Raw genomic sequence first — 14,113 nt, 5'->3', positions numbered from 1 at the left:
TAACCCCAACTTTCTATATTTGCAATATTATGGCTAAAACTAATCACGACGAACAATTTAAAAATGTAATATCACATGCCAAGGAATACGGATTTGTATTCCAGAGCAGCGAGATTTATGATGGGCTGAGTGCTGTATATGATTACGGGCAACTGGGTGCTGAATTAAAGAACAACATTAAAACGTATTGGTGGAAAGCCATGGTACAGATGCATGAAAATATTGTGGGGATCGACTCTGCGATTTTTATGCATCCAAAAGTATGGAAAGCCAGCGGTCACGTGGACGGTTTTAACGACCCCATGATTGACAACAAAGACTCTAAAAAACGATACCGTGCGGATCAATTACTGGAAGATAAAATTGCCAGATATGAAAAGGACGGCAAAACTGATAAAGCTGCACAATTACAGGCTGACATGGACGCTGCTTTAGCAGCAGACGATCTGGAACAGTTAAAAACGCTTATTGAAGCGCACGAAATTGTTTGCCCGGTAAGCGGCACCAGGAACTGGACCGAGGTACGTCAGTTTAACCTGATGTTCAGCACGCAGTTCGGTGCAATGGCGGAGGGTTCTGATGAAGTATATTTACGTCCGGAAACAGCTCAAGGTATTTTCGTAAACTTCCTTAACGTGCAGAAAACTGGTCGTATGAAGATCCCTTTTGGTATTGCCCAGATCGGAAAAGCCTTCCGTAATGAAGTCATTGCACGTCAGTTCATCATGCGTATGCGTGAGTTTGAACAAATGGAAATGCAATTCTTCGTCCGCCCGGGTGAAGACAAAAAGTGGTTCGAATACTGGAAAGAAGCACGTCTGAAATGGCACCTGGCACTTGGATCAAATGAGGCACAATATCGCTATCATGATCATGCTAAACTTGCGCATTATGCTAACGCCGCAACAGATATTGAATTTGAATTCCCATTTGGCTTTAAAGAAGTTGAGGGTATTCACAGCCGTACGGATTTTGATTTAACCCAGCACCAGGAGTACTCGGGTAAGAAAATGCAGTACTTCGACAACGATCTGAATGAAGAAGGTAAGCCATATGGCAACTATGTGCCATATGTTATTGAAACTTCCATTGGCCTTGACCGCATGTTCCTTTTAACCTTGATCAATGCCTTAGAGGAACAAGATCTAAGTGAGGGTGATAAGAAAGATAGCCGCACCTTATTGCGCCTGCACCCTTGTTTGGCACCGGTGAAAGTTGCCATCTTCCCGCTGACCAAAAAAGACGGCTTGCCGGATAAAGCCAGAGAGATCATGAACAGCTTGAAATTTGATTTTAATTGCATTTACGAGGAGAAAGATGCGATCGGTAAGCGTTACCGCAGACAAGATGCGATTGGTACGCCTTTCTGTTTAACGGTAGACCACCAGACATTAGAAGACAACACTGTTACGATCCGCCACCGGGATACCATGGAGCAACAACGAATAGAGATTAAAGACCTTCAGGAAATCATTTCCAACAAAGTAAGTTGGAAAAACCTGCTTAGATAATTAGCAAAGCCCTGGCAAACCCTGCCGGGGCTTGTTTGTTATACCCCTTTAACATTCCAGATGGTTGCGAAGCTGATCAGGTTCATATTTTTTGGCAATTATTTTATCGGCCTGCTTGCAATAGCGCTAACCATAGAATCCGCTTTGCAATTGGGGATGCCATTCAATTCAACAGCTTACTATATCCTGATTTTCTGCGCGCCAGTAGTTTACTATACACATGCCTATATGGGGGCTACACGATTTAGCCGTTCTTCAAACCCCAGAGTAGCCTGGTTTATCAAACATCAACAATACCTTCGATGGAGCCAGTGGGTACTTTCTGCAGTGGCATTACTAGCTTTTCTCTATCTATTTATAACGAACAGCAGTGCAATCCTAAGCCTACCCTGGTTCTACTGGGCGGGAGTCAGTTTCATGCTTATTGTAGCTTTTTTGTATTACGGGCTGCTACCTGCTTACTTTTTTAACCTTAATTTACGAAATACAGGCTGGCTTAAACCTTTTATCATAGGCTTCATCTGGGCCTGCACCGCAAATGTGTTACCGCTGATTCTGTTGAAAATCGAATCGGGTATGGCTTTTCCAGTGAGTGAATTATGGCTTTGGTTGTTTGTCAAGAATTGGATGTTCTGCACGGTAAATGCGATCATGTTCGACATCAAAGATTATGAGATTGATGCCAATAAAGAGTTGAAAACCTTCGTTGTGCGATTTGGAATTCATAGAACGATCTTTTTTATCCTTATTCCCCTGCTAGCAATTGGAATATTGAGTTTGCTCGCTTTTACAAGTTATGAACGCTTCCCTGTTAAGCAGGTGTTGATGAACCTCATTCCGTTTGTGCTCACACTGCTAGTGGCATTTTCATTGCATCTTAAAAAACCAATACTGTATTACCTCATTGTTATTGACGGTCTTATTTTACTGAAAGCCTGTTGTGGAATTATCGGTGCCAGCATATGAGAACAAACAACTACGATGCCGTTGCGGGTGCCTACGATTTTCTAAGTAGACTGGTGTTCTTCAAAGCTCAGGTAAATGCACAAATCGACCAACTTCAGTACATTCCGGCAGGTTCATCGGTACTGATCGTAGGTGGCGGGACAGGCTGGATTCTCGAGGAAATCGCGAAAGTCCATCACGCTGGCTTGAAGATCGTCTATGTAGAACTATCCGATAAGATGCTGGAATTGGCAAAAAAGAGAAGCTGTGGATCTAATCAGATTTCATTCGTGCGCAGTGACATTGAGCATTATATTAATTCCCATTTGTTTGATGTCATACATACCGCATTCTTGTTCGACAACTTCGGAGAAAGCCGGGCGACCCGCGTCTTTCAACGACTTGTAAACCAGCTAAAAGTGGAGGGTATTTGGTTATATACAGATTTCAAGATTGAAGCTGGAGTGGGTTCAGGTTGGAAACAGGCGTTGCTACGTCTGATGTATAGTTTTTTCAACATCATTGCACATGTAGAAGCAAAAAAACTGCCGGCGATGGAGCGACTATTCAGCAAGTCCGCATGTGGGGTTATTGCCCGCAAGCAGTACTACAAGGGCTTTATTGAATCAATTATTTTTCAGAAATCCCAGAAATTGCCTACCTTCATGGAAAATTTAGAATCATGAGCAACACAGATTTAGCCCTTCTTTTTGGAATTTGCAGTATCATCATCTTTATTACTGCCTTGTATTTAACATTTGTGAAGAATAGAGTACGCTAGTTCCTGAGGAATTAATGGAAGAAACAAGAGGCATCATCCTGCTCAATCCTGAAGAGCAGCGTGTACTTGGTACGCTGTTGGAAAAGAGCAGGACAACACCGGACTATTATCCGATGACCATTAATTCCCTTACGGCAGCCTGCAATCAAAAAACTTCGAGGAATCCCGTTGTAAACTACGATGAGGAAACCGTTACGCTTACCCTTAACGCTTTAAAGATTAAGGGATTGGCGAGTACCGTTACTGCATCTGGTAGCAGAACAGTTAAATGGAAACACAATCTCGCAATATATTACCCCCTTTTACCTTCAGACCTTGCTATTATTTGCCTGCTGCTACTGCGCGGACCACTTACACCAGGTGAGATCAACACCAGCGCTGGCAGGCTTTATGAGTTCGAGACCATTGAACAAGTGCAGGAAAACCTTCAGCGGCTTGCAAGTGCTGAGCCTGCTTTTATAAAGCAATTGCCGAAACGGCCGGGCCAAAAGGAAGCACGATTCCTGCAGCTGTTTGGCGGGGATAAACCGGACGAGATCTTTGAGCCAGCAACGGAATCAAATAGCCCAGTCGCTAATGATCTGGAAGAACGCCTTGCTAAACTGGAAACAGAAGTTGCTGCGATGAAAGCAATTCTTGATCAGCTTCTATAAAGATCAATAAACTTTAGGATACAAATTGAGTCTTAAATGATGGGCAGTGTATTAAATACTGCCGATTTACGTTTAGGGAACATGAAATCTATTCTTTTCGCTTTTTTATTTGCCTTTCCAGCCTACGCCAGTGCCAGTCATACCGGCGACTCCACGATAAAATCCAAACATCTCTCCTATTATTCTGAAGAACCAGCCGCAGCCAAATGGAGCACAGCGGAATTGGAACGCGCCAACACCGCTAAAAACGTAAAGTACCTGAGTGCAGAAGAAAAGAAGATCATATTCTACATGAACCTGGTGCGGATGGATGGAAAGCGTTTTTTTGACACCTACTTCCAGCAATATATCGACGAACACAACCTGAAGATGAAACAGTACAGCAATTACCGTGAAGTTCGGGTAAGTCGTAATGACCCCTATTATCGTGGCTTGGAGCAGGATCTACGAGACATCAAGAACCTGGGCCTGTTATATCCCGATGAGACTTTGACCTATGTAGCGCAGCAACACGGCAAAGACATGAACAAACACAACCTTGCGGGTCACAACTCTTCCGATGGGCGGACCATGGTGGATCGCATTAGAAAGTACTATCCCAACAACGGCATGGCTGAGAACCTCGCCTTTGGCTTTTCCTCTGCATTGGCAAACGTCAGTTTATTGTTGTTGGATAAAGGTGTTCCCGACCTCGGGCACCGCAAGAATATCCTGAATAGAACGTTGGGGATCAATATTGTAGGCGTAAGCATTCAACCGCACCCGCATTACAAATACTCGGCTACAATCGACTTTGTCGCGGTCAGAAACCTGAAGATTCCAGAATAAAAATTCCGAATTGCTATGAAATTTGCCTGCAATGGCTACTTTCGTGCAGAATTAAATTATGCGTAAAGCGATATTAAGCCTGATAGACTTCTTTTATCCTCCATTTTCGCGATGGATTCCACAGCACACCTTTAGATACCTGGCGACAGGAGGATCTACTTTTGCCGCGGGAATTGTCATTTACTATCTAGTATATAACTTCGTGCTGCATCAACAGGATATCCGGGTAGCCGGACTGCTGGTTACTGCCCCTATTGCAGCCTTGGCTATTGAGTCCATAATCACGTTTTTCATTGGATTCCTGTTGAATAAATACCTTGTCTTTACGCAGTCCAATCTAAAAGGTCGGGTACAGCTCTTCCGTTATGGCTCTATCGTCGTTACGAATATCATGCTTAACTATGCTTTTATTAAGGTCATGGTTGAGGCATTTGGGTTTTACCCGACGATTGCTAAGATTGTAACCTCAATAATTCTTGCTGTTTTCAGTTACTTCTCTCAAAAACATTTTTCTTTCCGGGTAAAGAAATAGAGCTGGCCTGATCAATTCTATTTTTTACTTGTGTTCCTTTGATTTAGCCCCTATATTAGGCGCAATCCCAATTTTAGATAGTGATGAGCGATTTTAATGACTTCAACAATCCACAGGTAAGGAATTTACCCAGGCATTTAAGACAGTTTATTGTAGAGCAGCATTACGAGAAATATACGCCAATTGATCAGGCGGTATGGCGGTACGTAATGCGTAAAAACTACAGTTATTTAAAAGACGTTGCCTATTATCCATATATCAAGGGACTTCAACGTGCAGGTTTGAGCATTGAGCACATCCCTGACCTTCAAACCATGAATGATAACCTGGCCAAACTGGGCTGGGGTGCTGTCACTGTGGACGGCTTCATTCCGCCTGCCGCTTTCATGGAGTACCAGGCGTATCGTGTGCTGGTCATTGCTGCAGATATCAGGCAGCTGAACCACATTGAGTACACCCCCGCCCCTGACATCATTCATGAATCCGCAGGACATGCACCGATCATTGCAGATGCAGCATACAACAGTTATTTGAGTTATTTCGGCTCAATTGGCGCCAAAGCGATGTTTTCTGCCAAGGATTTTGAGCTGTATGAAGCGATCAGACATTTGTCGATACTCAAGGAAGCGGTCAATGTAAGCGAAGAAGAGATTGCCGCAGCGGAAAAACATCTGAACGACGTGGCGGAGAATATGGGTGAGCCATCCGAAATGGCCCTACTGGGAAGGTTGCACTGGTGGACGGTAGAATATGGTCTGATCGGTACCCTGGAAGACCCAAAAATTTACGGTGCCGGATTACTTTCTTCGATCGGTGAAAGCGCAAGCTGTATGTCTGACGAGGTAAAGAAGATTTGGTACACTATAGATACCGTAAACTACCAGTACGATATTACGAAAACCCAGCCACAACTGTTTGTGACGGAAAGTTTCCAAAATCTGATCGACGTGCTGGAACAATATGCAGACACCATGGCGTTTCGCCGTGGCGGTGCGGAAAGCGTACAAAAAGCAATTGATTGTAAGAATCCGGCAACAGCCGTTTACAGTTCCGGCTTGCAGGTGACGGGTATATTTACCGAAATGAAAACCAATGCCGAAGGTGAACTTACATTTGTGAAAACCTCCGGCCCTTCTGCTCTAGCTTTTGAAAACAAGCAGTTGCCAGGCCATGATAAGGTTTACCATAAAGATGGGTTTTCTTCACCGGTTGGACGCCTGAAAGGAAGCATCACGCCTCTCGAGAATTATGATACTGCAGCGCTGGTGGCAGCAAACATTATTGTAGGGCAAACCTGCGCATTGGAGTTTGAAAGTGGAATCCGGGTTGAGGGCGAAATCGAGAAGATCCTTAAGCCAGGCACTAAAATACTGCTTATCAGTTTCAAGGATTGCAGGGTAACGGATGCGTCCGGAACAGTTCTGTTTCAGCCTGACTGGGGTATGTACGACATGGCTGTGGGAGAGAAAATTGTCTCCGTGTTTAATGGAGCTGCAGATAAAGATGCTTACGAAGAAATTACCTACGTGAGTCAGAAGCAGACACACAAAATCCAGTACGACGAGGCTATGCAAAAGTTGCATCAACTTTACCGATCGGTAAGAGCTATTCGCGAGTCCGACAAGAACCATCAGCAACTGCCAGAAATCTTCAAGACGCTAACGTTAGAATATCCTGATGACTGGCTTTGTGGGCTGGAGATACTTGAAATTCTGGACCACAAGAAGCTCTTTCCTGAACTGGAATCGGAGATCCGGGAATGGCTGGTGGAAAAAGCTGAACACGAACCTGAACACAGAAAACTGATCGTCGACGGGCTGCATGTAATTGCAAATCCGGTGACTCAACTGATTATACAAGAATAGACTAATGAATATAATATTAACTGGTGCAAGCAGCGGGATAGGCTTTGAAGCAGCACTTGAACTTTCCCTCAGTAACGACAACAAAATTGTTTGTATTGCCCGTTCGGCAGATAAGCTACGCAAACTGCTCGAGATTGCACGTGGCATCAATCCCGATTGCACCATTTATCCGGTAGAATTTGATATTGTAATGGATGACTATGCCGCTCTTGTTCCATTTTTAAAGGAAAGACTTGGGCATGTCGACATCCTGATCAATAACGCAGGTGCATTGATAAATAAACCTTTTCTGGAAACTACAGGGCAGGACTTAGCGGACATGTATCAAAGCAATGTACTGGGTCATTTTAACATGATCAAGCATATCCTGCCTTTGATGCAAAGTGGAGGACATATTGTAAATATTGGCAGTATGGGTGGGTATCAGGGAAGCGTTAAGTTCCCGGGACTTGCTGCCTATTCGGCCAGTAAATCCGCACTACATACGCTTACCGAATGCCTCGCCTTTGAGCTGGCTGATACCGGCATAAAAATTAACTGTCTTGCTTTAGGTTCTGCGCAAACGGAAATGCTTGAAGCAGCTTTCCCAGGCTATGAATCGCCGGTTATGGCATTTGAGATGGGTAAATATGTCGCTGATTTTGCAAGAACGGGGCACAAGTTTTTTAATGGTAAGGTGTTGCCCGTAGCAGTGACAACACCTTAGAATGACAGTCGACTAGTCGAGTAACACAATTTTTAAGGCATCGGATACACGCCCTTGCCTTAAAAATTCTTTTGCCAGGCCATGAAGTTCACGCATTCTGGTACTTGCGTCGCCGATGGTGGCATCCAATACTTCTTTAACCGCAGCATCGCTGCGCATGTCATCAATTTCTTCAGGTGTAGGTAGTTGCTCCACATTTCCTAACATCCCGAGATCGTTTCCGCTGAGTTCTCTGGAGTTACGAACATCATGCGGTAATGCATCAACCCCAATGCCGAGTGTGGTAAGCGGTTTAGCAACTTTGAACAAATTGTCTGGAGTAACCCGGCAGTACCAGTCGCCACCCAGTCTGGCTACCAGATCTATCTTCTCCTGGTCGATCTTTCCACTTTCATCCAGAATTTCTTCCTTGATGTGCATCAGCTTAACCTCTGCTACAATTAAGTTCCCCGCTCCTGCCTGATCACCGAGCGAAATAACCTGTGTAACCAGGCATTCCATTTGTACCGGAGCTTCCATCACCCTAGGTGGTTGTACAAGTTGTGAAGCCTGCATGGTAAACCCAGCCTTTTCAAACTCGTTAACGCCCTTGGCATACTCCGTACTGGAAAGGCTCATTTGCTGCACCATATCGTAGTTGACGATATTGATCACGCATTCCCGGACTTCTAGAATGTTCTCCAGCGTATGTTTAGTAGTGTTATCACGAACGCGCCGGGCTGGTGAGAACACACATACTGGTGGATTAGTGCTGAACATGTTAAAAAAGCTGAAGGGGCTCAGGTTGATATTCCCAGCTGCATCTACCGTGGATGCAAAGCAGATTGGCCTCGGCGCAATGGCATACTGCATGTAATTTTGCAATTGCGCCGGACTCAATTCTGAAACATTTATCGTCAGCATTATTTTTTTAGCGCAAGTATAGAAAAATCGGTATCTACCCTGCTTATGGTGTTGCTCAAGATACCCAGGCCGGTAACCGTCATTTCCACGATATCTCCCTCTTGTAACCATTGTGGCTTGTAATCGGGATTCTCAAGCAAACCTGTGCCATTCAATTCCAGAAAACAACCTGTGCCAACGGTTCCTGATCCGATGACATCCCCCGGCAAAATATCTACGCCGTAAGCACAGCGCTCAATGATCTCGGCGAAGGTCCAGTCCATATCGGCCATATTACCTTTAGATACCGCTACCCCATTTACGGTACATGCCATTTCCAGGTTGTAAGCATTTCCAACATGACCAGCTTTAGGCGTTGTTCGATATGGCTCGAGCTCATCTGGTGTAACCAGCCATGGACCAATCACGGTCGAGAAGTCTTTTCCTTTTGCCGGCCCGAGGTTAAGCAGCATTTCTTCCATTTGCAGGGTGCGCGCGCTCATATCGTTCATGATCATATATCCCGCGATGTAGCGGTCAGCTTCTGCTGCCTTGATGTTTCTGCCTTTAGCACCAATAACTACTGCCACTTCCAACTCAAAATCAAGCTTTTGAAAATGATCGGGCATGCATGAAATTTCACCTGGCCCCTGAATGGCGTTATGGTTAGTGAAGTAGAAAATTGGATATTGATCGAATTCGGCGATCATGCCAACACCACGGTTTCGGCGGGCAGCCGCAACATGTTGGCGGAAAGCATAAGCATCTCTGCAAGATGTTGGGTGTGGCACTGGCGCAAGGAGCTCATAGAAAACCTCTTCCTTAGCTTCTAGCTCTGCAGCCTTAATCTGCTGATCTATCTTCTTGGCCCGTTCCATCATGACATCGCCTTCAGCTAAAAAGGCATTCATCTCATCAGGAATCTGCTTATCGCAGGAATGCAGGTTATAGATATGTCCGTTTACATAAACACCCAGGTGCTCCCGGTCTTCCGTCTTATAAGAAACAAGCTTCATACGCTATAGGTTTAGGTTTTTAGATTTGGATAAAGCTAAGCAGATGTTCTTAAATTTAAAGAAATAAAGTATTTTATATCTTTTGGATGGGATTTCATGAAATTATTTGTCAACTTTAAATAACAATACATACTTTAGCATAGCAGATGAATAAGCGACTACATAGCCTAGAACAGATTTCCCGCCAGGTGTTGGCTGGTTTCCGGTATGCTATGCTTTCCAAGCTGATCTTTGCACAATACTCCTTTTAAGCGTTATTACGGCTTACCAATAACGGATTTCTGATCGTTATATCCTTTTCTAACCAAATTCATGTATTATGCCCATTTACCACACTTTAGGAACTATTCCTCATAAACGCCATACCGTATTTCGAAAACCTAATGGGGAACTTTATGCAGAAGAACTTGTTTCCACGGAAGGATTTTCCAGTTTGTACTCTCTGGTTTATCACTGCCACCCGCCGACCATTGTAAAAGCGTTAGGTGAGCCGTATTCAGTGGAGCCTAAAATCGCCCGGGAAAAACACCTTAAACATACCAGTTTGATCGGCTTCAACATCAAACCAGAAGACGACTACCTGCAGAGCCGAAAACCTGTACTGGTGAATAGCGACCTGCACATCAGCCTTGCTGCACCACGTAAATCCATGACGGATTACTTTTATAAAAACAGTCAGGCAGACGAGGTGGTCTTTATCCATGAGGGCCGTGGAACCCTCAAAACTGGTTTTGGAAAGATCAGATTTGAGTATGGCGATTATCTGGTGATCCCACGGGGAACGATACACCAGTTTGAATTTGAGACGGAAAGCAACCGTCTGTTTATTGTTGAGAGTTTTAGCCCCATACGCAGTCCTAAGAGATACCGGAATGAATACGGACAGTTGATGGAACATTCACCATTTTGTGAAAGGGATATTAAACGTCCTGTGGATATGGAGACTTTTGATGAGTTTGGAGACTTTAAAGTGTTGATCAAAAAGCAGGGACTGATGTATCCATACACGTACGGCACACATCCGTTTGACTTTATCGGTTGGGACGGCTTTCATTATCCATGGGCATTTTCGATCCATGACTTCGAGCCGATCACTGGTCGCCTGCACCAGCCACCACCCGTTCACCAGACATTTGAAGGACACAATTTCGTAATATGCTCCTTTGTACCCAGGAAATATGACTATCATCCGCTCTCCATACCAGCACCTTACAACCACAGCAACGTGGATAGTGACGAAGTTTTGTATTATGTGGATGGGGATTTTATGAGTCGCAAGAGTGTGGTTAAAGGGCAAATCACATTGCACCCCGGCGGAATTCCGCATGGCCCTCATCCTGGTACAGTGGAAAAATCGATAGGAAAAGAGAAAACAGAAGAGTTAGCCGTGATGATTGATCCTTTCAGACCATTGATGCTTACTGAAGATGCGGTAAATATAGAGGATGAAAGCTATCATAAAAGCTGGCAAATAAACGTCGAATAATTAACGAATACAACCAAATATAAAGTTATGTCAACACAAACATTTGCAGAGAAAATCGCCAAGGCGCCGGATTTTTTACCGATCCATGGTACTGATTATATTGAACTGTATGTTGGTAATGCAAAACAGGCTGCACATTATTATAAGACTGCCTTCGGCTTTCAGTCGCTTGCTTACGCCGGTCCGGAAACGGGTGTTAAGGAGTATGCTTCCTACGTATTGCAACAGGGTAAGATCCGTCTGGTACTTACTACAGCATTGAAGTCGGATCACAAGATCGCAGAACATGTCAGGAGACATGGGGATGGCGTTAAAGTATTGGCCCTTTGGGTTGAGGACGCCTATAGTGCCTTTGAGGAGACTACTAAGCGCGGTGCCAAGCCTTATCTGGAGCCCGTAACCATCAAGGATGAATTCGGCACAGTGAAGATGTCTGGCATTTACACTTATGGCGAAACCGTACACATGTTTGTTGAACGTAAGGAATACACCGGCCCGTTCATGCCAGGTTATCGCGCATGGAACAGCGAGTATAATCCCGAGGAGGCTGGCTTACTTTACATTGACCACTGCGTGGGAAATGTGGGCTGGAACAGGATGAATGAAACCGTAAAGTGGTATGAAGAGGTCATGGGTTTTGTAAACATCCTTTCTTTTGACGACAAGCAGATCAATACAGAATATTCTGCACTGATGAGTAAGGTGATGAGCAATGGAAATGGATACTCGAAATTTCCAATCAACGAACCTGCTGAAGGCAAAAAGAAATCGCAGATTGAAGAATATTTGGAGTTCTATGAAGGCGAAGGCGTTCAGCATATTGCGGTAGCAACTAAGAATATTCTGCATACCGTGCAGACCTTGAAGGCCCGGGGTGTAGAGTTTTTGAGTGCGCCACCTGAAGCCTATTATGAAATGATGCCGACCAGGGTTGGGGAAATAGATGAAGAGGTGGAACAGCTTAAAGCCTTAGGCATATTGGTGGATCGTGATGAAGAAGGCTACCTGCTTCAAATATTTACGAAACCGATTGAAGACCGACCAACTTTGTTTTTTGAAATCATTCAGCGTAAGGGTGCACAATCTTTTGGTGCCGGGAACTTCAAAGCACTATTTGAATCGCTGGAACGCGAGCAGGAGTTGCGAGGAAATTTATAGCAGCTCATTATAGCATAGCCCGGCGGTTTAACCTCCGGGCTATTTTGATTTAGCGGTAAAATAAAGAAGGCGACTCACCGCTGAGCCACCTTCCCTATAAGCATTTATTAATGTTTTCTTTTTAGAATGAACCTGGATATCTGTTCAGACCTGCTTCAATGAAACCCCTGTAAGCCCATTTCGCTTTGTAGTCTTTTCCGAATAATAATGGATAGTCGTGATCAGCGTTTACATATCCTTTATTGAAATACGAAGTTTTATCTGATACACCCCAGGTGGTGATACCCCATTGTTGCGCTTTAGGAACAGTATTCAGGTAACCTGCAACAATCTCTTTGAACTTAGCGCCTTGTGCCCTTGCCATTGCATCGCTAAGCGGGAAGGTTTTCGGCATGCCATATTTCACAGAGATGTCCAACTCAGAAATATGTATCAATAATCCCTTATCTGCTGCCAATTTTAAATTGTTGTTTATAAGCTTGGTTTCCATCCGCAATACTGTGTGCAATTGAAAGCCCATACCATGAATGGTAACACCTTGTTTCCTGGCTTCATCTACAATATTCAAAAGCTCCTGCATTTTCTTGCCACCATACTCCTGGCCATAGTCATTCAAGAAAAGTTTGGCTTTTGGATCCGCTGCCTGAGCGTATTTGAAGGCTTTGATTACCCAGTCCTTACCAAGCTTACGGTACCAGATGCTGTTGGTATAAACACCACCTTCTTTAACTGGCTCATTTACAACATCCCAAGATTGTACACGACCTTTGAAGTGTGTCATAACAGTGGTGATGTGGTCCTTCATCAATTTCTCCCAAGCTGCTTTATCACCTTGAAAATTCTTAACCCATTGCGGTTCATTTCCATCATGTGCCCAAAGCAAGGTGTGGCCATGAACTTTCATGTTGTTCTTTTCTGCAAAGGCTACAATTGCGTCCGCTTTTGCAAAAGTATACTTGTCAATTGACGGGTGCACAGCACCCCATTTAAAGTTACTTTCAGAACTTAGTCTGGAGAAGTCTTTAACTAAGGTTTTAGCATACAAAGGATCATCAAGTAACTCTTTTACTACTGCCGCACCAATCGGAAACTTGAAGGTTCCTTTTAAAGTATGGTCTTTTAAGTGGTAGCTGCCTTTCTCTGCGGTTTCTCCCAGGTCATCTGTGGAAACTACGGTTTCACTTTGATTTACGGACTCCTGTGGTGCAAAATCCTCATCTGCGGATTTCTTACATGCGGTGAAAGTGGTTGCGAATAAAGCTAGTGCTAATGCTGCTGCTTTGAATTTGTTGTTTGTGATTGGGCTGGTAGACCTCATTTTGTGTGATTTTATAGGGTGATGTTTTTGTTGTTGTTTGACAATGCAATATTACGCAACATTTTGGGATTTATACCATATTTAAAAATATTTATACGGTATATACACCTTTTGGCTACGTATTTGATTACTGTAAGCCCCTAAAAAATACACTAAGCCCCCAGCATCCCCCACCAAAGCAGCACAAAACAACCAAATACCATCCATAAAAACCAATACTTATGGTTAAGCATCCTTAACTAAAAGCCGCCAGAATTATCATCCAACTAACTAAAAATTAATAGATTAACCAACACCCCGCCATAATCAAAAACTGAGGAGATTACAACCAGCACATATGCGGTTTAACGCAGACCTACACTATCATCCGGAGGAAAAAATTTAAAAATATTTTCACGAACCCAAGAAAACCAGCCAAAAACAGCCAAAAAC

The 14,113-nt window shown here is 43.9% G+C and carries 13 protein-coding genes; 10 read left to right on the top strand and 3 right to left on the bottom strand.

What is annotated here, in order from left to right; all coding sequences use genetic code 11:
• Window positions 1–29: 29 nt before the first annotated feature.
• The 8 genes from AC5WJX_RS00065 (at window position 30) to AC5WJX_RS00030 (ending at window position 7,821) form a co-directional block, all read left to right on the top strand.
• On the top strand, window positions 30–1,511 hold the full coding sequence (locus AC5WJX_RS00065; RefSeq protein ID WP_440430169.1) for a glycine--tRNA ligase: 1,482 nt from the start codon (window positions 30–32) through the stop codon (window positions 1,509–1,511).
• 60 nt (window positions 1,512–1,571) lie between these two features.
• Window positions 1,572–2,477, top strand: coding sequence for a UbiA prenyltransferase family protein (locus AC5WJX_RS00060; RefSeq protein ID WP_494482833.1), 906 nt, complete (start codon window positions 1,572–1,574; stop codon window positions 2,475–2,477).
• Window positions 2,474–3,142, top strand: coding sequence for a class I SAM-dependent methyltransferase (locus AC5WJX_RS00055; protein ID WP_494482832.1), 669 nt, complete (start codon window positions 2,474–2,476; stop codon window positions 3,140–3,142). The genes AC5WJX_RS00060 and AC5WJX_RS00055 overlap by 4 nt, the downstream gene beginning before the upstream one ends.
• Window positions 3,143–3,251: 109 nt before the next feature.
• A complete protein-coding gene (locus AC5WJX_RS00050) occupies window positions 3,252–3,890 on the top strand; it encodes a YceH family protein (protein WP_494482831.1) in 639 nt (212 codons plus the stop codon).
• 36 nt (window positions 3,891–3,926) lie between these two features.
• On the top strand, window positions 3,927–4,718 hold the full coding sequence (locus AC5WJX_RS00045) for a CAP domain-containing protein (protein ID WP_494482830.1): 792 nt from the start codon (window positions 3,927–3,929) through the stop codon (window positions 4,716–4,718).
• Window positions 4,719–4,776: 58 nt separating this feature from the next.
• The gene (locus AC5WJX_RS00040) at window positions 4,777–5,250 is read left to right on the top strand and encodes a GtrA family protein (protein WP_494482829.1); all 474 of its coding nucleotides are present in this window, start codon (window positions 4,777–4,779) and stop codon (window positions 5,248–5,250) included.
• Window positions 5,251–5,333: 83 nt separating this feature from the next.
• A complete protein-coding gene (locus AC5WJX_RS00035) occupies window positions 5,334–7,115 on the top strand; it encodes an aromatic amino acid hydroxylase (protein ID WP_494482828.1) in 1,782 nt (593 codons plus the stop codon).
• Window positions 7,116–7,119: 4 nt separating this feature from the next.
• The gene (locus tag AC5WJX_RS00030; protein WP_440430176.1) at window positions 7,120–7,821 is read left to right on the top strand and encodes an SDR family NAD(P)-dependent oxidoreductase; all 702 of its coding nucleotides are present in this window, start codon (window positions 7,120–7,122) and stop codon (window positions 7,819–7,821) included.
• 12 nt (window positions 7,822–7,833) lie between these two features.
• Here the strand turns inward: AC5WJX_RS00030 and AC5WJX_RS00025 are convergent, their stop codons facing one another.
• A complete protein-coding gene (locus AC5WJX_RS00025; RefSeq protein ID WP_494482827.1) occupies window positions 7,834–8,724 on the bottom strand; it encodes a flavin reductase family protein in 891 nt (296 codons plus the stop codon).
• A complete protein-coding gene (locus AC5WJX_RS00020; RefSeq protein ID WP_494482826.1) occupies window positions 8,724–9,719 on the bottom strand; it encodes a fumarylacetoacetate hydrolase family protein in 996 nt (331 codons plus the stop codon). Before AC5WJX_RS00020 ends, AC5WJX_RS00025 begins: the two co-directional genes overlap by 1 nt.
• A 319-nt stretch (window positions 9,720–10,038) precedes the next feature.
• Here AC5WJX_RS00020 and AC5WJX_RS00015 point away from each other — a divergent pair, with 319 nt between their 5' ends.
• Window positions 10,039–11,205 (top strand): homogentisate 1,2-dioxygenase, encoded by a 1,167-nt coding sequence (locus AC5WJX_RS00015; protein ID WP_494482825.1) that lies wholly within the window; start codon window positions 10,039–10,041, stop codon window positions 11,203–11,205.
• A gap of 27 nt (window positions 11,206–11,232) precedes the next feature.
• Window positions 11,233–12,363, top strand: a complete 1,131-nt coding sequence (gene hppD, locus AC5WJX_RS00010; protein WP_494482824.1) for a 4-hydroxyphenylpyruvate dioxygenase — start codon at window positions 11,233–11,235, stop codon at window positions 12,361–12,363.
• Window positions 12,364–12,484: 121 nt separating this feature from the next.
• On the opposite strand, the gene AC5WJX_RS00005 is transcribed toward hppD, so the two are convergent.
• Window positions 12,485–13,681 carry an endo-1,4-beta-xylanase gene (locus tag AC5WJX_RS00005; RefSeq protein ID WP_494482823.1) on the bottom strand — a complete coding sequence of 399 codons (1,197 nt, stop codon included), beginning with the start codon at window positions 13,679–13,681 and terminating at the stop codon, window positions 12,485–12,487.
• Between the last annotated feature and the right edge of the window lie 432 nt (window positions 13,682–14,113).

This window comes from Pedobacter sp. NEAU-ZC8, assembly GCF_059278965.1.
The sequence above is the reverse complement of the archived record's forward strand: the minus strand, read 5'-3'. Positions and strand labels throughout refer to the sequence as shown.